The sequence below is a fragment of the Methylobacterium oryzae genome, assembly GCF_036441375.1.
GTDB lineage: Bacteria > Pseudomonadota > Alphaproteobacteria > Rhizobiales > Beijerinckiaceae > Methylobacterium > Methylobacterium oryzae_A.
In genome coordinates, this window is the sequence record NZ_MLCA01000015.1 from 67,195 (window position 1) to 87,800 (window position 20,606).

The following is a 20,606-nucleotide window of genomic DNA, read 5'->3' on the forward strand; positions in this document are numbered from 1 at the left end:
TCAGGCCCGACGGGAGGTCGGCATGAGCATTTTCCAGGACGCCATCCTTCGGTTCGGCCGCACGATCATGTCGTATGCGGGCGACGCGGTCTTCCTGCAGGCCGCCGTCTCGTCCGCCGCCAACGTCATCGTGGCGGACGGGGACGTGGGCGAGGAGGAGATCGAGTCGGCGATCAGCGGCATCCGCGCCAACCCGATCCTCGAGAAATCCTACGACACGCTGCGCGTCGAGCAGGAGCTCTACGAGGCGATCGCCCGGGCCAAGACCCGGGCCGGGCGGCTGGAGAACCTGCGCCACATCGGCGCCATCGCGGAGCGGCCGATCGAGCAGCGCCAGGACGTGTTCCTGATCGGCGCGGACGTGGCCGATATCGACGGGATCAGCGCGGTCGAGCACAAGGCGCTCGACGAGATCGCCGCCGCGCTGCAGGTCGACAAGTCCGCCCTGCTGCGCTGATCCGGCGGGCGCGGCGGCCCGAGGCGGGGCTCCCGCCTGCCCGCGCCTCAGGGTGAGGGCGCGGGTCGGGGCCGCCCCGTCCGGCGGGGACGCGCGGCCCTGCGGCGACGCGGCCCGACCCTTGCCTGCCCGGACGTGATAGCGAAACATTCCGGGTTTAGCCGGTGAGCCGGTATACAACGCGGAGTTGCCGGCCCGCGGCCGGCCGGCGGAGACCGCATGGGCCTCGTCCTCTACGCGCTCAAGTTCCGGATCACGACCTACGTGCTCGCGGTGCTGATGATGCTCGGCGGCGTCGGCGCGATCCTCGTCACACCCAAGGACGTGCTGCCGGTCGTCGACATCCCGGTCGTCGTGGTGGTCTGGACCTATACCGGCCTGTCGGCGCCGGAGATGGAACAGCGCGTCACGACCTATGCCGAGTACGGCATCTCCAACAACGTCAACAACATCCGCCGCATGGAGTCGACGACGCTCCAGGGCACGGCGGTGCAGCGGATCTACTTCGAGCCGACCGTCAGCCTCGACCTCGCCATCGCCCAGGTCGTCTCCTCGACCAACTCGATCCGCGCCGTGATGCCCCCCGGCACGCAGCCGCCGGTGATCGTGCGCTACTCCGCCTCCTCGGTGCCGGTCATCCAGCTCGCCCTGACCTCGGCCAAGGAGAGTCTCAACCAAGTCTACGACTATGCCCAGTACCGGATCCGCCAGACGCTCGCGCAGGTCCCCGGCTCGACCCTACCGTCGCCGTTCGGCGGCGCGCCCCGGCAGATCATGGTCGATCTCGACCTCAACGCCCTGCAGGCGCTCGGCCTGACGCCGCTCGACGTCACGAACGCCATGACGGCCCAGAACCTGACGGTGCCGTCCGGCCTCGCCAAGATCGGCGAGCAGCAATACCCGGTCCAGCTCAACGCCACCCCGCCCTCGATCGAGACGCTGAACCTCGCGCCGATCAAGGTGGTGGCCGGGCAGCCCGTGCTGGTGCGCGACGTCGCCTATGTCCGCGACGGCGGCCCGCCGCAGGTCAACGTGGTCAGCGCCGACGGCCAGCAGGCCGTGCTGATGCAGATCATCAAGAACGGCAACGCCTCGACCCTCAACGTCGTCAACAACGTCAAGGCGGCGATGCCGACGATCCGCGCCGCCGCGCCCGAGGGCCTGTCGATCAAGCCGCTGTTCGACCAGTCGGTCTTCGTGTCGAACGCCATCGAGGGCGTGCTGCACGAGGCGCTCACCGCGGCGGCCCTGACGGGGCTCGCCATCCTGCTGTTCCTCGGCTCCTGGCGCTCGACGATCATCGTGCTGATCTCGATCCCGCTCTGCGTGATGACCTCGCTGGCCGTGCTCGCCGCGCTCGGCGAGACCATCAACGTGATGACGCTGGGCGGCCTCGCCCTGGCGGTGGGCATCCTGGTGGACGACGCCACGGTGGCGATCGAGAACACCTACCGGTTGTTCGAGGAGGGCGAGGAGTTCCGCGAGAGCGTAGTCCACGGCGCCGCCGGGATCGCCAAGCCGGCCTTGATCTCGACGCTGGCGATCTGCGCGGCCTTCACGGCGGTGTTCGCCCTGACCGACACGCCGAAATACCTGTTCACCCCGCAGGCGCTCGCGGTCGTGTTCGCGATGCTGACCTCCTACCTGCTGTCGCGGACCCTGGTGCCGCTGCTGATCGACGTGATCGTGGCGCCGGAATACCGGCAGAAGCACGCCAAGGACCGGGACCGGCACGAGGCCCCCCGGCGCGGCCGCATCGCCCGGGCCGCCGGCCTCGTCGGCGCCCCCGCGCTGCGGCTCGCCGGCTGGATCCACGGCCACTTCGAGCGCGGCTTCGCGCGGTTCCACCGCGGCTATGTCGGCCTGCTGCACGCGGTGCTGCGCCACCGGGTCGTCACCCTGGGCGCCGTCGGAAGCGTGCTCGGCATGACCGGCGTCCTGTTCGTCTTCGTCGGCCAGGACTACTTCCCGCAGATCGAGGCGAGCCAGATGACCATGCATCTGCGCACCCGCGTCGGCATGCGCATCGAGACCGCCCGGCAGGTCTTCGCCGAAGTCGAGGACACCGTCCGCGAGGTGATCCCGGCGGGTGAGGTCGACCAGATCCTGCAGAACATCGGCCTGCCGTCGAACAACTACAACTTCGCGTTCTCGGACGGCTCGTTCGTCTCCTACAACGACGGGCAGATGCTCATCAGCCTGAAGGAGGGGCACGGCTCGGTGGCGGCCTACACGAAGCGCCTGCGCGACGTGCTGATGAAGCGCTTTCCCGACGTGGTCGTCTATTTCCAGCCCGCCGACATGATCACCCAGATCCTGAATTTCGGCGTCCTCACACCGATCGACGTGCAGGTCTCGGGCCGGCACAAGGAGAAGGACCTGGAAGTCGCCCAGCGCATCGTCCAGCGGCTGAAGCACACGAAGGGCCTCGTCGACGTCCACCTGCAGCAGATCGTCAACGAGCCGCAATTCTACGTGGACGTCGACCGGCGCCTCGCCTCCGAGCTGGGGCTCACCGAGCAGCAGGTGGCGCAGAACATGAACATCTCGCTGTCGGGCAGCTACCAGGTCACGCCGAACTTCTGGCCCGACCCGAAGACCGGCATCCCGTACCAGCTCTGGGTGCAGACGCCCGAGTACCGCAACAGCTCGCTCACCGACCTGCGCAACACGCCGATGTTCGTGCGCGCCGCCGCGACCTCCGGCTCCGGTCCCGGGGTGCTGACTCTGCTGTCGAGCCTCGCCGACATCCGCCGGACGCCGACGCAGACCATGATCAGCCACGTCAACATCCAGCCGACCTTCGACATCTTCGCGTCGGTGCAGGACCGGGACCTCGGCTCGGTCGCCCGCGAGATCGACGCGATCGTTCAGGACGAGCAGAAGAACCTGGAGGCGCCCGACAAGATCACGGTCCGCGGCCAGATCGAGAACATGCGCTCGGCCTTCTTCCGCCTGGAGATCGGCCTCGCCATCGCGCTGATCGCCGTCTACCTGCTGATGGCGGTGAACTACCAGAGCTGGGGCGACCCGTTCGTGGTGATCGCCGCCCTGCCGATGGCCTTCTGCGGCATCACCTTCGCGCTGTTCGTCACCGGCACGCCCTTCTCGATCCCGTCGATCTTCGGCGCGATCATGTCGGTGGGCATCGCTTCTGCGAATTCGATCCTGCTCGTCACCTTCGCCAAGGAGCACCGGGAGGCGACGGGCTGCAGCGCCCTGGAGGCGGCGATCACGGCCGGCGAGACCCGGCTGCGGCCGGTGCTGATGACCGCCTCGGCGATGTTCCTGGGGCTCATCCCGATGGCGCTCGGCACCGGCGAGGGCGGCGAGCAGAACGCCGCGCTCGCCCGCGCGGTCATGGGCGGCATCGCCTTCGCGACGCCCGCGACCCTGCTCCTGGTGCCGTTCCTCTACGTGCTGATGCGCGGCGGCCCGGCGCAGCCGGTGCAGGATTACCTGGAGCCGGAGGGCCGGCCGGCGGCTGCCTGAGGCGCTGCGGCGGCAGGACGAGCCGCGGATCCCCTGTCCCGTTCGGGAGAGGACAGGGTGAGGGATCCGGTCGCCCGGAGTGAGCTCGAGCTGAGCGCGCGTCGACGACGCGCTCCATCAGGGTGCGTGTCGTCCCTCACCCCAGCCCTTTCCCGCACGGGAGAGGGGCGCGTCGCGCGCCGCGGCCAGTGCCGCTGGCCCGATCCGGATGTATGAACATCGGATCCTGATCGGGGGGAAACCCTTCCGGGTCGCTCACCCCTCCTTGAAACCGTATTCCGGCGTGTCGTCGTCGTTGCCGTAATACTTGTACGGCAGGAACTTGCCCGACATGGTCAGCCGCACGCGGTCGCCCTTGTTGTTGGCCTCGCGGGCCATGTCCATGTTGAAGTCGATCGCCGACATGATGCCGTCGCCGAACTCCTCCTGGATCAGCTCCTTGAAGGTCGTGCCGTAGACCATCACCAGCTCGTAGAACCGGTAGATCAGCGGGTCGGTGGGCGGCATCGACGGGATCGAGCCGCGATAGGGCGGCTCGTTGAGCATCCGCTCCTCGGCGGCGGTGAGGCCGAAGAGCTCGGCGGCCCGCTTGGCCTGGGCCTTCGGCAGCTTCATCTGGCCCATGCAGGCCGCGGTGATCAGGAACGGCGACAGGCCGCCGATCTCCTCGTGGATGTGCTTCCAGCTCCACCCCTTCTCGCGCTTGATGTCGAGAAGCTTCTCGGTCAGGTCCTCGCGCTTCATCGTCGGCTCCCGGATTCGAATCTGCGATGGGCCCGGTGAGGCCGCGCTCTCCGCGGCCTCACCCACCCCGAGGCGGGGTGCGCGCCCGGATCGCGACCGGTGAGGGGAAACGGTCGCGGCCGGATGGGGGCATCCGCCGGCCGTCGTCGCGGCGCGCCCTCGGGAGCGGCGCCGGCCGACGGGCGGACAGCCTCCACTGGGCAAAGTGTGTGCCAGCCGAAGGCGGGGCAGAATCGGCCGTTCTGGCAGCGGGTTAAGGAAAAGGTCACCGCTGACGACATTTCGTCGGTAACGAGATATCGTGAGCAGATGACGACATCTCGTGATCTCGCCGCGGCTGCCGCGTTCGGGCCGGTCTTCGAGGCGAGCCCGGACCCCATGCTTGTCCTCGCGCCCAAGGAGGACCGCGTCGCGGACGCCAACCCGGCGGCGGTACGCCTCCTTGGCTACGGGCGTCCGGCGCTGCGGCGCGCGCGGGCGAGCGCGCTGTTTCCCGGCCAGCTCCCGGCCCTCACGGTCTTCACCGAGGCCGTCCTGGCCAAGGGGCACTGGTGGACGCGGACGCTGGCGCCGCGCGACGCGGCGGGCCGCGACCTGCGGGTCGATACGGCGGCCTTCCCGCTGCCGGGCGCGGCGATGCGCCTCCTCGTGACCCTGGCGGACCCGGACATCCTCCAGCGCCGCCAGATCGACGGCGAGGCCGAGGCCCATATGCGCGCCGGCCTCTCCGAGTGGCAGCGCGTGGAGCGCATCTTCCGCGACATCGAGCGGGGCAACCAGCTGATCCTGCGCGCGGCCGGGGAGGGGATCTACGGCGTCAACGCGGAGGGCGTGACCACCTTCGTCAACCCGGCCGCCGCGCGCATGCTCGGCTGCGAGGCCGCCGACCTCGTCGGCCGGGACATGCACGCCGCCGTGCACCACACCCACCCGGACGGCAGCCACTACCCCCATCGCGACTGCCCGATCTACGCGGCGTTCCGGGACGGGATCGTCCACCAGGTCGATCACGAGGTCTTCTGGCGCGCCGACGGGACGTCCTTCCCGGTCGAGTACACCTCGACGCCGATCCGCGACCGGGGGCGCCTCCTCGGCGCCGTCATCGTGTTCCGCGACATCAGCCAGCGCCGGGAGGCCGAGGCCCGCCTGACGAGCGCGCTCGCCGAGGTCGATTCCCTGCGGGAGCGCCTGGAGCTGGAGAACGCGTATCTCAAGGAGGAAATCCGGGCCGAGCGCCAGCACCAGGGCATCATCGGCCGCTCGCCGGCCATCGCGGCGACGCTCCGGCAGGTCGACCGCGTCGCCGCCACCGACGCCACCGTGCTGATCACCGGCGAATCCGGCACCGGCAAGGAGCTGATCGCCCGGGCGATCCACGAGGCGAGCCGCCGCGGCGCCCGCCCGATGATCCGCGTCAACTGCGCGGCGATCCCCCGCGAGCTGTTCGAGAGCGAGTTCTTCGGCCACGCCAAGGGCAGCTTCACCGGGGCGGTCCGCGACCGGGTCGGCCGGTTCGAACTCGCCGATGGCGGCACGCTGTTCCTCGACGAGGTCGGCGAGATCCCCCTCGATCTCCAGGGCAAGCTGCTGCGCGTTCTGCAGGAGCGCTCGTTCGAGCGGGTCGGCGAGGCGCGCACGCGGGCGGTGGACGTGCGCGTGGTCGCGGCCACCAACCGGGACCTGCGCGCCGAGGTCAGGGCCGGCCGCTTCCGGGAGGATCTCTACTTCCGCCTCAACGTCTTCCCGATCCAGGCGCGGCCCCTGCGCGAGCGGCCCGAGGACATCCCGCCGATCGCCCAGAACCTGCTCCGGGTCGCCGCGCGCCGCCTCGCCGTCCCGGAGCCGCGCCTCACCGAGGGCGATGTCCGCCGCCTCTGCCGCTATCCCTGGCCCGGCAATGTCCGCGAGCTGGAGAACGTGATCGAGCGGGCGGTGATCCTCTCCGCCCGGGGCCGCCTCCGCCTCGACCTGCCCGACGGGGAGGCGCCGGGGCCCGCAGATCCGGCCACACCGGCCGCGGCGCCCGGTGGGCGGCCCGCCACGGAGGCCGAGCGCCGGGCGCGCGACCGCGCCGAGATCGTCGCGGCGCTGGCGCTGGCGGGCGGCCGGATCTCCGGGCCGGGCGGCGCGGCCGCGCTCCTCGGCCTGCGCCCGACGACGCTGGCCTCCCGGATCAAGGCGCACGGGATCCCGCGCGGCTGATCCGGCCGGTCCTTGATCCGATCTTAAGGTCGCCCGGCCAAGGATCGCGCCGGGCTTTCCCGTCGAAGGCGCAGCGTCCCCGGCCGATGCAGGATCTCTCCGACCCCGTCACCCTCCCGGCCGGTGCCGTCCTGTTCGACGAGGGGGCGATCGGGCACTGCGCCTACCTGATCCTGAGCGGCCGCATCGCGATCTTCCGGCGAGGCGACGGCGGCGAGACCGTGCTCGCCCGGCGCGGGGCCGGCGAGATCTTCGGCGAGATGGCCATCCTCGACGCCCTCCCGCGCTCCGCCGGCGCGCGCGCCGAGGCGGATTGCGTGCTCGTCCCGGTGGGCGCGGCACAGATCCGCCAGCGGCTCGCCGGCGCCGACCCGATCCTGCGCCTCTGCCTCGAGGGGCTCATCGCCCGGTTCCGCGAGACCCTGCCGCGCCTCGGGCCGGCCGCGGCGGAGGGGCCTCCGGCGCCGCCGTCGCCCTCCGCCCGCGCCGATTTCGACGCGACGGTCGCCTCCCTCGCGCAGGAGCGCGCCCTGCGGCGGGCCCTGGCCGGGGACGAGTTCGCGTTGTTCCTGCAGCCGATCGTGCGGCTCGCCACAGGGCAGCTGGCCGGTTTCGAGGCCCTGATCCGCTGGCACGACCCCGAGCGGGGGCTCGTGTCGCCCGCGTCCTTCATCCCGGCCGCCGAGGCGAACGGCCTGATCCTCGCGGTCACCGCCTGGGTGATCGGCGCGATCGGCCGGATCGTCCCGCGGGTCCTGGAGGCCGGCCTGCGCGCCCCGGCCTCCGTCGAGCCGTCGCTGTTCGTGAGCTTCAACGTCACGGCCCAGGACCTCGCCCGCTCGGATATATGCGGCCTGGTCGACGCGATGCTGCGCCGGACCGGCATCGCCCCTGGCGCCCTGAAGCTCGAGATCACCGAGAGCGCGCTGATGCAGGATCCGGCCGGGGCGGCAGCCGCCCTGGCGCGCTGCCGCGCCGCCGGCCTCGGCATCGCGGTGGACGATTTCGGCACCGGCTACTCCTCGCTCAGCCATCTCAGCACGCTGCCGATCACCACGCTCAAGGTGGACCGGGCCTTCGTCCGGGCGATGCTGGCGGAGCCGCGCGATCGCCGGATCGTCCAGACCATCCTGCGGCTCGCCGACGAGATCGGGGTGGTGGCGGTCGCCGAGGGCATCGAGGGCCGCGCCGAGGCGGAGGCCCTCGCCGCCATGGGCTGTGCCCTGGGTCAGGGCTACCATTTCGGCCGCCCGATGCCCGAGGCGGACGCCCTCGCGGCCGCGGCGGCCTGGAACGCTGAGGCGTGGCGCTGCGGGCTTTCCCGCGGGGCCGACCAGGACCGGACGAGGGTCCACGCCCGGGCCTGACGGATTTCCGGGGGCCCGGCGCGGTCTCTCGCCGCTTCCGCGAGCGTGGTTTCGATGCACCGGGCGGGCGGGAAGCGCGCGGCTCCGGGCGGAAACGCTTGCATCCGGTGCGTGTTTTCGGACCATGCGTCTTCGGGTCTCGGAGGCGGGCTTTGGGCGGAGACGAGCAGGACGGGCAGATGGAGGAGGGGGCACCCGCGCAGCCGGCGCCCTGGGAATTCGTGCTGCCGGAGGAGACGGCCACCGAGGATCTCGGCCTCTTCCTCTCCGAGTTCCTGATGCCCGGGGACGTGGTGGCGCTGTCCGGAGGGCTGGGCGGCGGCAAGACCACGCTCGCCCGCGCGATCATCCGCGAACTCGCCGGCGACGCGCGCCTGGAGGTGCCGAGCCCGACCTTCACGCTGATCCAGCCCTACGCGGCCCGCGACGGTCGGCCGATCGTCCACGCCGACCTGTACCGGCTGCGCGACCCCGACGAGTTGGTGGAACTCGGCTTCGACGAGATGGCCGAGGGCGCGATCACCCTGGTGGAGTGGCCCGACCGGATGCCGCCCCGCGGCGGCCCGGTGCTGACGGTGGACCTGTCCCTGCGGGCGGAGTTCGGCCCCGAGGCGCGGCTCGCCCGGATCGACGGCGCCGGCGGCATGCGCGCCCGCCTCGACCGGGCCCGCGCGGTGCGCCGCCTCCTCGACCGCAGCGGATGGGACATCGCCGAGCGGACGCTGATGCAGGGGGACGCCTCCTCCCGCGCCTACGAGCGCCTGACCAAGCCCGACGGCACCAGCGCCGTGCTGATGATCGCGCCGCCGCGCCCCGACGGGCCGCCGGTGCGGGACGGCAAGCCCTACAGCGCCATCGTGCACCTCGCCGAGAGCGTCCACGCCTTCGTGGCCCTCGACCGGGGCCTGCGGGCGCTCGGCTTCTCGGCCCCGAAGATCTACGGCGAGGACCTGACCGAGGGCCTGCTGATCCTGGAGGATCTCGGCAGCGAGCCGGTGGTCGAGGGCGGCGCCCCGCGGCCCGAGCGCTACGCCGAGGCCGTGCGCGTGCTGGCCAAGCTCCACGCCAACCCGCTCCCCCCGGTCCTGCCCGTGGCTGAGGGGATCGAGCACAGGCTGCCGCCCTACGACATGGAGGCGCTGCTGTTCGAGGCGGAGCTGATGCCCGAATGGTACGCCCCGGCGATCCGCAACGTCAGCCTGTCGGCGGAGGCGCGGGCGGCCTTCGTCGACCTGTGGCGGGCGGCGCTGCGGGGCGCGATCCCGGACCGGCCGACCTGGACCCTGCGCGACTACCATTCCCCGAACCTGATCTGGCTGCCCGAGCGCGACGGGCTGGAGCGAGTCGGGCTGATCGACTTCCAGGACGCCGTCATGGGCCACCCGGCCTACGACGTCGCCTCGCTGCTGCAGGATGCCCGCGTGGATTCCAGCGCGGAATTCGAGCTGCGGCTGCTCGGCCTCTACGCCCGCGAGCGTCGCGGCCGGGACCCGGCCTTCGACGTCGGGGCCTTCGCCACCGCCTACGCGCTGCTGGCGGCCCAGCGGGCCACCAAGATCCTCGGCATCTTCGCGCGCCTCGACCGGCGCGACGGCAAGCCCGGCTACCTCGCCCACCTGCCGCGCATCGAGGGCTATCTCGCCCGCAACCTCGCCCATCCGGCGCTCGCCGGGCTGCGGGCCTGGCACGCGGACCACCTGCCGGGCCTCGTCGCCCCGGCGCCCGAACCCTGACCTCCGGATTCCCGACCGCATGAGCGATCCCAGCCCCGCCGTCAGCCGCGCCTTCGTCCTGGCCGCGGGCCTGGGCAAGCGCATGCGGCCGGTGACCGCCACCGTGCCGAAACCCCTGGTGGAGGTGGCCGGCAAGGGCCTGCTCGACCACGCCCTCGACCGGGTCGCCGAGGCCGGGATCGGGCATGCGGTCGTCAACGTCCACTACCTCGCCGACCTGATCGAGGGGCACCTCGCGCGTCGGGCGGAGCGGACGGACCGGGGGCCGGCCACGACCGTCTCCGACGAGCGCGCGGCGCTCCTGGAGACGGGCGGCGGCATCCGCAAGGCGCTGCCGCTCCTCGGGGAGGCGCCGTTCGTGGTGCTGAACTCGGACTCGTTCTGGCTCGAGGGGCCGGCCTCCAACCTGCGCCGGCTGATCGAGACCTGGGACGGGGACCGCATGGACGGCCTGCTGCTGGTGGCGCCGACCGCCACCAGCCTCGGCTACGAGGGGGCCGGGGACTTCGTGATGGATTCCGATGGCCGCCTGGAGCGCCGCGGCGAGCGCGCGGTGGCGCCGTTCATCTACGCGGGCGTGGCGATCCTCACGCCGGGCCTGTTCGCCGACACGCCGGAAGGTGCCTTCTCGCTCAACCTGCTGTTCGATCGGGCGATCGCGGCGCGGCGGCTGTTCGGGATGCGGCTCGACGGCCAGTGGCTGCATGTCGGCACGCCCGAGGCGATCCGGGCCGCGGAGGAGCGCGTGCGCGCGAGCGCCCGGGCTCCGTAGACCCCAGGCACCGACGGCGCGATGCCCGGGCCGCGAAGGTCGTTGGCGGAAGTGTCTTGCCAAGCCGGATTTGAGCCTCTAGAAGCCCCTTCACACCGGCGGGCCGAGAGCCCGCCGCCGTGTCAGGCGCCCGTAGCTCAGCTGGATAGAGCACCAGACTACGAATCTGGGGGTCAGAGGTTCGAATCCTTTCGGGCGCGCCATTCCCCATAATTCCTAGCCGTTCAGGACGAGTGAGACCCTCTCGGTAGGGCAGCTCGGACGTTGGGCTCGACCTCTCGGGCCAGGACTGGATCCGATTTGGCCGCGCCTGTGAGCCGGCCGAGGCTCCCGACGGGGACGGAGCGAACCAGCCGTCGAGCTTATGGTCGCCGGCCCGTTCGGGGCTCGCGCGCAGGGCTGCGCGATCCGAGGTCACCCTCGACATCGCCCGCGGCGAACCGAGCGGGACGAGGCGGCCTTGGTCTGACGCAGAGCGCCGTCCTGTTTCCCGAATCTTGATCTGATTTGCGAATATGCGTCTGAAATCGGCAGTTCGGAACTGGTTGGTCGAGAGCTTGTTCTGTTAGGTGCTGATGAATGTAGGTTCGGGACGGCGCAACGCCTCACCTGCACGCCCGTGAGGTTCGTCATGTCGAGATGGAGATCGAGGGCGGTCGTGTTCGGTGTCGCATCTGTCTGGTGCGCCGCGGGCGCACTGGCCCAGGGCGCGCCGGTGCCGAACGTCAACGACTGCACCTTCATCCGCGACCCGACGGCGCTCCGGGATTGCATCGAGCTCTACGAAGGCCAGCGGCTCGCACCCGGCCCGCGGCCGGCAGCCTTCCAGCAGCCGCCCGTGATCGACCAATCCCTGCTCGACGCGGCGGGTGCCATCCCGGCGACCGGCGTGTCGCGGCGTGGGAAGCGGCGCAAGCTTCGGCAGAGCCGCCTGCCGGCCACGCCGGCCCAATCCGTCCAGGTCGAGCAGCTGGCGCCGCCTCAGTAGACCGCCTGGACCAGACAGGTGCGTCCCTGGCCGTTCAGGACCGCGCAGAGGGCCTGTTCGGATCGCGGTTGCTGTGACTGGGCCGACAGGCGCTGAGCGCCCCGCTGAGCGCCCCGTTTGGCGCCCGCCCGGCCTGCCCGCTCACCGGCCACCGCCGCGCCGCGCGCCGCCGGCGGAACCCCGAACAGGGTCGAGTGCCGCACCGGCGCATCGGCGGGCCAGCCGGCCACAGGGCCGAGACCACGGGGGGGCGGGAAGAGCGGCGGGACGCTCAGGAAGGACCGGCCGCTCTCCGCGGCCCATTCCTCGACGGTGCGGCCGGTGATCCGGGCCACGTAGTCGCGCGTCTCGGCGGGCATGCCCGAACGGCCCTCGAGCCAGCCGCGCACCCGCTGCGGCCCGGCATTGTAGGCCGCCGCGGCCAAGCCGAGATTGCCGAAGCGCGCCCGGTGCTCCCGCAGCAATTCGGCCGATTTCGGGATCGCCTCCAGGGGGTCGAACGGGTTGCGCAGGCCGCGCTCCGCGGCCGTGCCGGGCATGAACTGGGCGATGCCGAGCGCGCCCACGGGGCTCACGGCATTGGGGTTCAGGCCGCTCTCCTGACGCAGCAGGCGCAGGAAGAAGTCGCTGGGCAGGCCGTTGGCGGCGGCCGCGGCGGCGATCAGCGCGTGCATGCCGTCCCCGGCCTGCGGGAACAGCAAGGCGGCCGTCTCGATCGGCTGGAACGCGCCGCGACCCAGAACCATCAGGTCGGCGATCATCGGCGCGGTGAGCGGCGCCACCGCCGGCCCGTCCGCCAGTCCGACCGGCGGTGGCGCGGCGATCGGCGCGAAGGGCGTGAGGATGGCGGCCTCGGGAACCGCCGGGCTCCGGGCCGTGCTCGAGGCCCGCGGCGCGATCACCGGGGTCAGGGCGGCGGACAGGACGAGGCAGAGGGCCAGCGTGCCGCGCACGCCCCCTCGACGACGGCCGAACATGTGCGTCGGTGAGACGGGCCTGTCCATGGCCGGTCAGGACTTCACCACCAGCGGGCCCGCCGCCACCGCCGGTCCGGGGACCTCGAGGGGCGTCGGCCGGTCGCGGGCGAGATACTCGTCGACGAGGCGGGTCCCGAGCACCGGGTCGCGGAAGCGCCACAGCTTCTTGCGGCTGCCCTCGATGATCGTCGCGTAGACGGCGAGGTCGATCGCCTCGCGCACCGCCATCTGGGTCGGCTCGTTCCGGGTCACGCCCGCCTCGACCTGGAGCAGCTTGGCCACCGCGACGTAGCGGTAGGCGTTGGCGTTGAGGGCGACCGAGTAGATCGTCTTCGTCACCGTGACGCTGTTGAGCACCTCGCCGCTCTGCACGGAGACGATGCGCATCGCCACCGTCACCTCGTCGCGCCGATACTTGGTGTCGCCGCCGATGCCCAGGAGGTTGGCGCCGGCGCCGCCCGTGACCGTGTTGGCGTCGTAGCCGATGATGCCGCCCTCGACGATCAGGCCCGCGAAGCGGATCGGCGGCAGCGGCTTCGCTTCCGTGCCCTCGAATTCCTGGCGGGTCGCCCGGATCAGCTGCCGCTCCTGCAGCAGGTTGGCGAGGCCGGTGCGCTCGACCACCGAGAACCACTGCCCGCGCCCGGCGCGCCGCAGCGCGTCGACCACGAAGGCGCCGCCGCCCTGGGTGACGGCGCGGGAATACTCGGCGATGTTGTCGTTCGGCTTGTTCTGACCGGTCAGGTCCGGGAAATTGTAGATCGCGATGTCGATCTTCCGGGTCGGCGGCGGCAGCGTCTCGAGATTTAGATCGGTGGGGGAGGGCGGCGTCACCACGGGCGCCTGCGCGAGCAGCTCGCGCTCCCACGGGGCGCAGGCGGCCAGGCCCGCGCAGAGCAGCGCGGCGGCGGCCAGGCTCTTCAGAAAGCTACGCACGGGCCACCCCGTCTCCGTTCCGCTTCGGCGATCCGACCTTCCGCGCGCGCGCCGGAGCGGGCGACGGAGGAGGGCGGAGCCGACTCCGGGATCGATGCTCGGCAACCATCGCTGCGCCTCGCGCTCAGGGCGCGCCCGAGAGCGGCGACGTGCCCGTCGAACTGCCGCCCACGGCCGCGGTCGCCGGGACCACGATGGTGGTGGTCGATTGACCGTCGAAGATCTGGAGCTGGATGTTGCTGCCCAGGCGCTGGAAGGTCACCTGCGATCCGCCGAAGCTGTAGCTGCCGCTCTGCTGGGCGTTCTCGCCGAAGAGCGCCTGCGTGATCTGGTTGGCCAGCGAGCTGTAGATCTGCGTCTGCAGCTGCTGGGCGAAGATCTGGCCCGGGGTCTTGGTGTTGGCGGCGCTCTGGTTGGCCGAGAACAGCTGCTGGTCGCGCTGGGCCGACCGCTGCGCGTCGTTCTGGGCCGCGGCCTCGGCCTGCAGCCAGGAGCCGTTCAGCGGGCTTCCCCCGAAGGACGGGTTGACCGGCTGGTAGACGAGGCTGCCGGCCTGCGCGCCGGCCGCGGCGAGGAGCGCCCAGCCGCAGACGAGCGGCCCGAGGAGGCGGGACTGGCGCATGGAACTACCTCTGGGTGACCGAGACGCTAGGGCCGTTGCCGACCCGCGTGATGCTGATCGGCGTCGGGTTGCTGCCCTGCTGCTGCGCCGAGATGGCGTTGTTGTCGCCGCGGACCGTGATGGTGGCCGCCGCGCCGCTGCCGTCCTGCCGGGTCCCGATCGTGTTGGACTCGCCGAAGACCGACACGGTCGACTGGTTGTACGACCCGGTCTGCTGCTGGGTCACCGTGTTGCGCGAGCCGATCACGTTCTGGATCGCCGTGTTCGCGTAGCCCGCCATGTCGATCGTGCCGGTGTTGTTCGATCCGATCTGCAGGGCCCGGGCCTGATTGGCCTGCGCCGACTGGGGCGGGCCGCTCGGGTTGAGCAGCATGATGCCGGACTGATTGCCGAGGATGTAGTCGCTCTCCTGGATCCCCCGCCCCGGAGCGCCGGCGGCGCGCTGGGCGGCCGCCTGGATCTGCTCGATCGCGACCCGGTCCTGCGCCGCCGCGGGGCCGGCCGCACTCGCGACGGCGAGCGGGACGGCAACGAGCAGCGCTCGACCTGCAGCGCAACTGCGACGCGTACGGCGCATCATATGCCTCCCTAAGCCCATTTTGGGCCACCTTAAATCAATGTTCCGCGCGGATGTATAGTATCAAGGCTTATCCACACGTGACTACAACTGACATGTGGTGAATTAGACACACGGATCGAGGATGGAGACCCGCTGCGGCTGCCTCTCGTGTGAGGCAATGTCAATGGAGCCGCGGTCGCTCGTCCCATCAGGAAATTGAGGTCGCTCGAACTGCCGCTCTTCAGGGCTCGAACGGCGTGTCACAGGTCCTGCGTGCTGTCGTAGGCGCAGCCGATCTTGCGGCCGTCCACCTGCACGGAAGCGTCGACGCTCAGCTGGCCGTCCGGCCGGACGCTGATGGTCAGCTTGCCGACCTCGCGGGTGCCGCCGTCAGCGAGGTCGAAGCCGCCGCCCTGCTGCATCGTTGCCGTGCCGGCCGGGTCGGCCTTGCGCACCACGAGGCTGTATTGACCGGCGGCTCCGCGTAGCGCCTCTATGCGGAGGGCTAAGCGCGCGACATCGGCCGAGCGGTTCTCGATCACCCGGCAGAGAATAGGTGGGTCAACGGCGAAGCTGGGCATGATTGGCCTCGCGTCCGACATCGTGATTGTGGCCTCGACTCGTCGGAGAAGGGGCGCCCCAGTGGGGGCACCCCTTCTGTATGTCTTGGCTGGAAACGAGCTTGGCGCCTGCTTCTTACCGCTGCGTCATGCTGACTTTGTTGCCGTTGCCGATCTGGGCAAAGCCGGCATTGGAAGCGACGGCGCCGAACTGCGTGATGGACCCAGTGTTGCCGTAGCCGTTCTGGTAGCCGAACGCGCCGACGCCGGCCGTGCCCGCCTGGCCGATGCTTGCAGTGTTGCTGTCACCCACCTGAAGGAGCGCAGCGTAATTCGTCTGTCCGTACTGATCGATATAGCCGTTGTTGCTGCTGCCCACCTGGCGAACGACCGCGTAGGCGTTCACGCTCCCGTCGTGCTGATAGATGCCGGCCTTGTTGTCATTTCCATCCTGAAAGATACCAGCATAGGTATACTGGACAGTGGTGTCCGTCCTGATGGTAGCTTCGTTTCTGTTGCCCCGCTGCTGGAACTGGGCCTGGCCATCCTTGCCGTTCTGCGTAATCGTCACCTTGTTGCCATCTCCAGCACTAAATGAACCATTGCTGGGATTGAACGAGAAATCGTACCGATCAACATTGAGATTGGTCGTCACGATTTGGTTATTTTCTCCAGCCTGCGTGATGGCGAGAGTGTTGTCGGAGCCCTTCTGAAGAACGGTGTTGGTAATCTGAAACTGAAAATTAGCATTGCCTTCGGTGATGCTGGGGGCCGTTAGGTCAAGCGTATTCGTGAGAGAGCCAGCCTTAACATTTGTGCCGGTCTGATTCACGGTAGCGGTGTTATTGTTGCCCCGCTGGAGCACGAAAGACTCGTTCGCCATCGTGCCGTTGCCGAGAACCGGCGTGGTGCTCGACTGCGCCGAGGCGCCGGTCGCGAAGGCGGTCAGGCTGGCGACGGCGACGGAAGCCAGAACAACTGATTTCAACATAGATACACTCCCTCTTGTATTTTATGTGTTCTTTTGAACACAATCTATGCCATCGCGGTCGCACTGTCGTCGCGGCGCTTTAACGGCTTGTTAAGCGTATCCATAAGCCGAAGACGTGTGTCAAGCGCCCGTTGACCGAAAACCTACAATTGTCGAAATCCCTCGTCTGATTTCGTGCGCATTAGACGGGATGAGATCAGTCAATCGGCACAAGGAAAATTGAATTCCTGCAGGCGGTTACGGATGCTCGTTAACGATCTCTGGAGCCGGCCGCCCTGACCGGATTAGGCAGTTTTCGTCGGCGAAAACGCGGACCGCTAGATGCGTGTTAAATTGGACACATCAGTCATCGCCAAAAGTGGTACTCTATTGATCAAGCAAGACCGTCCTGAATGGTCGTATGGGGGCGGTTCCTGGGGCGTGCCCCCCGCCGCTGCGGAAGGGCCGCCCTGTGGGCTTGAGCCGGTGGGTTCACAGCCGGTGGGTTCACAGCCGGTGGGTGCACGCGGCCGGCGGAACGGTCGATATCTGCGCAAGGCGGAAACCGCCTGCGCCGTGTGTTGATGGGGAGGCTACGATGAGGCAGCGCGGCCGATCGCGCGTGCAGATCCTGCTCGCCGCCGCAACCGTATGGTCGGCCGGGATCCTGTCGGCGGGCGCACAATCCGCGGCACCGCCCGCCCCGCCGCAACCGGCATCGGCCCAGCCGGCGCCCGCGCAGCCCGCGCCGATGCAGGCCAATACCGCCAGTCCCGGGCCGGGGCAGCCCGCCCCTGCCGCTCCGGGCTGCGACGCCACCTGCGTGCGCGCCAACAACGAGCTCGCGTCGCAGATCTGCGCGCCGCGGATCGAGGCGCAGGCGCCGACGGATTTCGAGTGGGTCTCCCGGCCCTTCGCCAAGATCTTCCAGCAGGCCGAGGCGCCCGAGGGCGGCGCCACGGTGGTCCGCTACCGCGGCGATTCGATCCGCTTCCTCAGCCCCGCCAAGGAGTGGGTGCGGGTGACCTACGAGTGCGGGTTCGACGCGGCCAAGCGGTCGGTCGACTATGTGCGGGTGCGGCTCGGCCGGCTCGACAAGGCGGATGCGCCCGCTCAGCCGGCCCAGCAGGTCCGGCCGAACGTCCCGACGCCGCAGCCGATGGCACCCCAGGCCCAGCAGCAGGCCGCCCGTACCGGGACGGCACCCCCCCGCAAGCTGCTGCCGTCGGAGCCGAGCGAGATCGAGGTCCGGCAGGTCAATCCCCGGATCCGGCAGGCGCAGCCGTGAGCCCGGCGCCGGATCCCCGGAGACGCGCGGTGCGGACCGCCTTCGGCGCCGTCGCCCTTCTCGCGGCGGGCGCGGTGGCGGCCGCCGCCCAGCCGAGCCCGCTCTCGGTGAACGACTGCACGCTGCTGCCCGATCCCGGCGCCCTGCGGCGCTGCCTCGACCAGGCCGAGGGACGCGTCGTCGCGCCGCTGCCGCCGGTCGCGAACCCGGCTCCGGTCGACAGACCCGAACAGCCGGCGCAATCCGCGCGCGCCGCACCCGTCGCCAAGCCCGCGCCCACGGCGCCGGCCGATTTCCTCAGCAACCGCGGCCCGCCCGTGCGGAGCGCGCAGCCCGCGTCCCGGAATGTCATCGAACTCGAGTGAGGAGCCGGCGGGGCGCAGCCGTCCCGGTTTCGCGGGTGGCCGCGTCGCGCCCGACGTCGCTTCAGGGCCGAGAGAAAGCGAACCGGATGGGAAGGCCGCGTGACCGCGCCCCGGCGTGACGGCATCACGCCCGGCATCCTCGACAAGCGCGCCGCCGCCGCGGCGCGGAGGTTCTATGACTGCGCATGTCCGGGCGGCAACTCCGAGATTCGGACGGCGGACGCGCGCGAGCAATCGGACTTCCGCGCCGAGGGCCCGAGGCCGGCCGGGATGAAGCCTTGAGGCGGAAGCCGTCCGAGCGGTAGGATCGAGGACCAGTAATCGCCGCCGCGATTCGGAGCGCCGCGAATGATAAAGCCGGATTGTGGCCGCCGAGATATTGTGAAATTTGGTCTTCGAGGTCTGCCGCTCTGGACGATGGCGTCCCTGATGCGGGTTGGTCGTGCCGACGCGGCGATCGACGCCGCCGTAGACCCAACTCAGGGGCGGGCGCTCGTCTTCGACGAGCCCTTCAAGGAGATCAACGGGCGGATCTGGAATGGCGGCCCGAAGGCGACGACGGGACCGTCCGGATTCTACGGTCGCTCGGCCTTCGCGCCCCTCTCCGGGGCAGAAGGTTTCAAGCCCTACGAGATCATCGAGGATCCGGACGCCACGGGAGGCACGGCCCTCCAGATTTCGGCGAAGTATATCGGGCGCAAAATGAGCGTCACAAACTACTACGGGAACAGTGAGCCCGATTACCAGTGGATTTCCGGAAATCTGCAGGCGGGTAGTCGGAGCGGTGTCGTCTCGATCGGCTGGGCTCAAGGCTACTTCGAGGCCAGGATGAAGTTCCCGAGACATCCTCTGACGTGGCCGGCTTTCTGGTTGCTCAACCGGGATGGCATAACCGACACGAAGAGAAGCATCGAAGTTGATATCGTCGAGCAGAAGGGCTTCGAGCCGAAACTCTACGGCGCCTACCTGCACGAGTGGGGGCAGCCCGACGAGCATAACGAAGGAAGCGGCGTCCCGACGCCGGTCGACATGACGCAGCAATATTGCCGCTACGGCGTGCTGATCCGCGACGGGACCTGCATTCCCTACTTCGAGCGCCGGCCGATCATCAACCCGGCCACGAACCGGATCAACATCTGGACGCTGACCCGTGCGTCGGAGATGGAGAGGACCGGCGATGTCTTCTGGCCACTCCTCACGCTGGCGTTGCGGACAGATGTTCAGGCGCCCCAGCTGACCGAGGCTCAGAAGCTGGTCCATATGCAGGTCGATTATGTCCGCGTGTACGGCTAGCCGGATGCCGTGCGTGCACGCGGCGGCTCCGACGCGGGGGTGCGCAACTGCGGTCCGCTCCAGAGGGACGACCGGCGCGAGCGCCGCTCCCGGCCTCGAGGCAACCACCCGCCAGGCACCGAACATCGCGGCCCGCCCGCGCGCAGGCCGGCATGGCCGCGCGGGTTGTGACGTCGCTGACCTTCTCGGGCTCAGTAGGGGACGAGGTCGGATCGCGACCGACCGGGAGGAGGGCCGGATCGTGGTCAGCGGGTCCTGTGCGAAGGGGGCATACCTGCCCGTTCGCTCGCTTTGCCGGCAAGGGTAGAGGGGTGGGCCTGGACGTAGCGGCTGCGGCGCCACTCCATTCCGGTCTTGCGGGTGCCGGAGACGTCGCCGCCCCGAACCTGCGCGGCGCGGGCCGACTGAACCGACCGCGAATCGCGGACCGCGAGCGACCGGACGATCGCGCGAACGGCAGCGCGAAATCGGGCCGGGTGACCCCGACTCATTCGGCGAGCACCAGCAGCGAGTATCCTCCGAGTACCCGGACGGTCAGATCTTTGTTGAGTGCGAACATGGCCCGCCGCGGGACGCTCATCAGACGGCTCGACAGCGCTTGGTTCGGCAGTTCGATCCGGCTCGCGGTATAGCAATAATCGATCACGTTGTACCCGCAGTCTCGCAGGGTGGCGAGCGCCGAATCCTTGAAGAAATAGTGGAGGTGGCCGACGCTGGCCCGGAGGTGCAAGATCGGCCGGCGGCGGAGCAGCGATTGGACCGAAAGATCGAGCGGAATATGGAAGATCTTGAACTTTGCAAGTGACCGAAGTCGTTTCGTGAAGTTGATATAGTCTTCAACGTGCTCGATCACGTCGACGGCGAGCAGAACATCGAAAGGGGCGTCAGGTGCGTCGAACACGTCCTCGAGGTAGAATTTCGTTCGCGTCGTCTCCTTGCTCTTGGCGCGCCGGTAGGCGTGCGGCGAGATCTCGTAGCCGAAACCTCTCGAGAAATCGAAGGCGCGCTCGAGATTCAAGATCACGTCGCCGGTCCCGCACCCCACTTCACAGAGGCTGTCGAAAGTGATCTTGTTCCTCTTGATCATAGTCCCGATCTGCGTCGCCTTCCAAGGTGCATCCGCCTCGTGCCAGTCGGGGTTGTTTTCCGCGTAAGTCGAGTTTTTGTAGATCTCAAGCACTGTAGGTACTCCACTAAGTCAGGGCGTTCTCGTCTCGACTGGCCTCGGTCTTCCATGTCCGTCGAAAACTTTGAGGTCCGTATGTCTGCTCTCAGGCTTTG

At 69.7% G+C, this 20,606-nt stretch carries 18 protein-coding genes and 1 tRNA gene; 11 read left to right on the plus strand and 8 right to left on the minus strand.

The window, feature by feature from the left end:
* Positions 1 to 22 precede the first annotated feature (22 nt).
* Positions 23 to 457, plus strand: coding sequence for a tellurite resistance TerB family protein (locus MOTC310_RS28410; protein ID WP_331291841.1), 435 nt, complete (start codon positions 23 to 25; stop codon positions 455 to 457).
* A gap of 219 nt (positions 458 to 676) precedes the next feature.
* Positions 677 to 3,949 carry an efflux RND transporter permease subunit gene (locus MOTC310_RS28415; protein ID WP_331304186.1) on the plus strand — a complete coding sequence of 1,091 codons (3,273 nt, stop codon included), beginning with the start codon at positions 677 to 679 and terminating at the stop codon, positions 3,947 to 3,949.
* 255 nt (positions 3,950 to 4,204) lie between these two features.
* Here MOTC310_RS28415 and cynS read toward each other — a convergent pair whose 3' ends face one another.
* Complete coding sequence (gene cynS, locus MOTC310_RS28420; protein WP_091784976.1) at positions 4,205 to 4,693, minus strand: cyanase; 489 nt, start codon at positions 4,691 to 4,693, stop codon at positions 4,205 to 4,207.
* Positions 4,694 to 5,002: 309 nt separating this feature from the next.
* On the opposite strand from cynS, the gene MOTC310_RS28425 reads away from it, so the two are divergent.
* The 6 genes from MOTC310_RS28425 (at position 5,003) to MOTC310_RS28450 (ending at position 11,755) form a co-directional block, all read left to right on the plus strand.
* Positions 5,003 to 6,895 carry a sigma 54-interacting transcriptional regulator gene (locus MOTC310_RS28425; protein ID WP_331304187.1) on the plus strand — a complete coding sequence of 631 codons (1,893 nt, stop codon included), beginning with the start codon at positions 5,003 to 5,005 and terminating at the stop codon, positions 6,893 to 6,895.
* 86 nt (positions 6,896 to 6,981) lie between these two features.
* Positions 6,982 to 8,262: an EAL domain-containing protein gene (locus tag MOTC310_RS28430; RefSeq protein WP_331304188.1), complete on the plus strand. Its 1,281-nt coding sequence runs from the start codon at positions 6,982 to 6,984 to the stop codon at positions 8,260 to 8,262.
* Between the two features lie 179 nt (positions 8,263 to 8,441).
* A complete protein-coding gene (gene tsaE / locus MOTC310_RS28435; RefSeq protein ID WP_331304287.1) occupies positions 8,442 to 9,995 on the plus strand; it encodes a tRNA (adenosine(37)-N6)-threonylcarbamoyltransferase complex ATPase subunit type 1 TsaE in 1,554 nt (517 codons plus the stop codon).
* Between the two features lie 19 nt (positions 9,996 to 10,014).
* Positions 10,015 to 10,767 (plus strand): nucleotidyltransferase family protein, encoded by a 753-nt coding sequence (locus tag MOTC310_RS28440; RefSeq protein ID WP_331304189.1) that lies wholly within the window; start codon positions 10,015 to 10,017, stop codon positions 10,765 to 10,767.
* 126 nt (positions 10,768 to 10,893) lie between these two features.
* Positions 10,894 to 10,970: transfer RNA gene (locus MOTC310_RS28445), tRNA-Arg, on the plus strand.
* 455 nt (positions 10,971 to 11,425) lie between these two features.
* A complete protein-coding gene (locus MOTC310_RS28450; RefSeq protein ID WP_331304190.1) occupies positions 11,426 to 11,755 on the plus strand; it encodes a hypothetical protein in 330 nt (109 codons plus the stop codon).
* On the opposite strand, the gene MOTC310_RS28455 is transcribed toward MOTC310_RS28450, so the two are convergent.
* The 6 genes from MOTC310_RS28455 to MOTC310_RS28480 all read right to left on the minus strand — a co-directional run bounded on the left by MOTC310_RS28455 (position 11,749) and on the right by MOTC310_RS28480 (position 16,400).
* Complete coding sequence (locus MOTC310_RS28455; RefSeq protein WP_419539971.1) at positions 11,749 to 12,708, minus strand: lytic transglycosylase domain-containing protein; 960 nt, start codon at positions 12,706 to 12,708, stop codon at positions 11,749 to 11,751. The genes MOTC310_RS28450 and MOTC310_RS28455 overlap by 7 nt on opposite strands.
* 57 nt (positions 12,709 to 12,765) lie before the next feature.
* Positions 12,766 to 13,668, minus strand: coding sequence for a CsgG/HfaB family protein (locus MOTC310_RS28460; RefSeq protein WP_331291835.1), 903 nt, complete (start codon positions 13,666 to 13,668; stop codon positions 12,766 to 12,768).
* Between the two features lie 124 nt (positions 13,669 to 13,792).
* Positions 13,793 to 14,290, minus strand: coding sequence for a curli assembly protein CsgF (locus tag MOTC310_RS28465; RefSeq protein ID WP_331304192.1), 498 nt, complete (start codon positions 14,288 to 14,290; stop codon positions 13,793 to 13,795).
* Positions 14,291 to 14,294: 4 nt separating this feature from the next.
* Positions 14,295 to 14,870 (minus strand): hypothetical protein, encoded by a 576-nt coding sequence (locus tag MOTC310_RS28470; protein WP_331304193.1) that lies wholly within the window; start codon positions 14,868 to 14,870, stop codon positions 14,295 to 14,297.
* A gap of 239 nt (positions 14,871 to 15,109) precedes the next feature.
* The gene (csgH, locus tag MOTC310_RS28475; RefSeq protein ID WP_331304194.1) at positions 15,110 to 15,430 is read right to left on the minus strand and encodes a curli-like amyloid fiber formation chaperone CsgH; all 321 of its coding nucleotides are present in this window, start codon (positions 15,428 to 15,430) and stop codon (positions 15,110 to 15,112) included.
* Positions 15,431 to 15,545: 115 nt separating this feature from the next.
* Complete coding sequence (locus MOTC310_RS28480) at positions 15,546 to 16,400, minus strand: hypothetical protein (protein WP_331304195.1); 855 nt, start codon at positions 16,398 to 16,400, stop codon at positions 15,546 to 15,548.
* Positions 16,401 to 16,977: 577 nt separating this feature from the next.
* On the opposite strand from MOTC310_RS28480, the gene MOTC310_RS28485 reads away from it, so the two are divergent.
* From MOTC310_RS28485 to MOTC310_RS28495, 3 genes are all read left to right on the plus strand, one after another.
* Positions 16,978 to 17,667, plus strand: a complete 690-nt coding sequence (locus MOTC310_RS28485) for a hypothetical protein (RefSeq protein ID WP_331304196.1) — start codon at positions 16,978 to 16,980, stop codon at positions 17,665 to 17,667.
* 29 nt (positions 17,668 to 17,696) lie between these two features.
* Positions 17,697 to 18,032, plus strand: coding sequence for a hypothetical protein (locus MOTC310_RS28490; RefSeq protein WP_331304197.1), 336 nt, complete (start codon positions 17,697 to 17,699; stop codon positions 18,030 to 18,032).
* A gap of 348 nt (positions 18,033 to 18,380) precedes the next feature.
* Positions 18,381 to 19,325 (plus strand): glycoside hydrolase family 16 protein, encoded by a 945-nt coding sequence (locus MOTC310_RS28495; protein WP_331304198.1) that lies wholly within the window; start codon positions 18,381 to 18,383, stop codon positions 19,323 to 19,325.
* 487 nt (positions 19,326 to 19,812) lie between these two features.
* Here the strand turns inward: MOTC310_RS28495 and MOTC310_RS28500 are convergent, their stop codons facing one another.
* Positions 19,813 to 20,505, minus strand: coding sequence for a class I SAM-dependent methyltransferase (locus MOTC310_RS28500; protein WP_331291826.1), 693 nt, complete (start codon positions 20,503 to 20,505; stop codon positions 19,813 to 19,815).
* Positions 20,506 to 20,606: the final 101 nt, after the last annotated feature.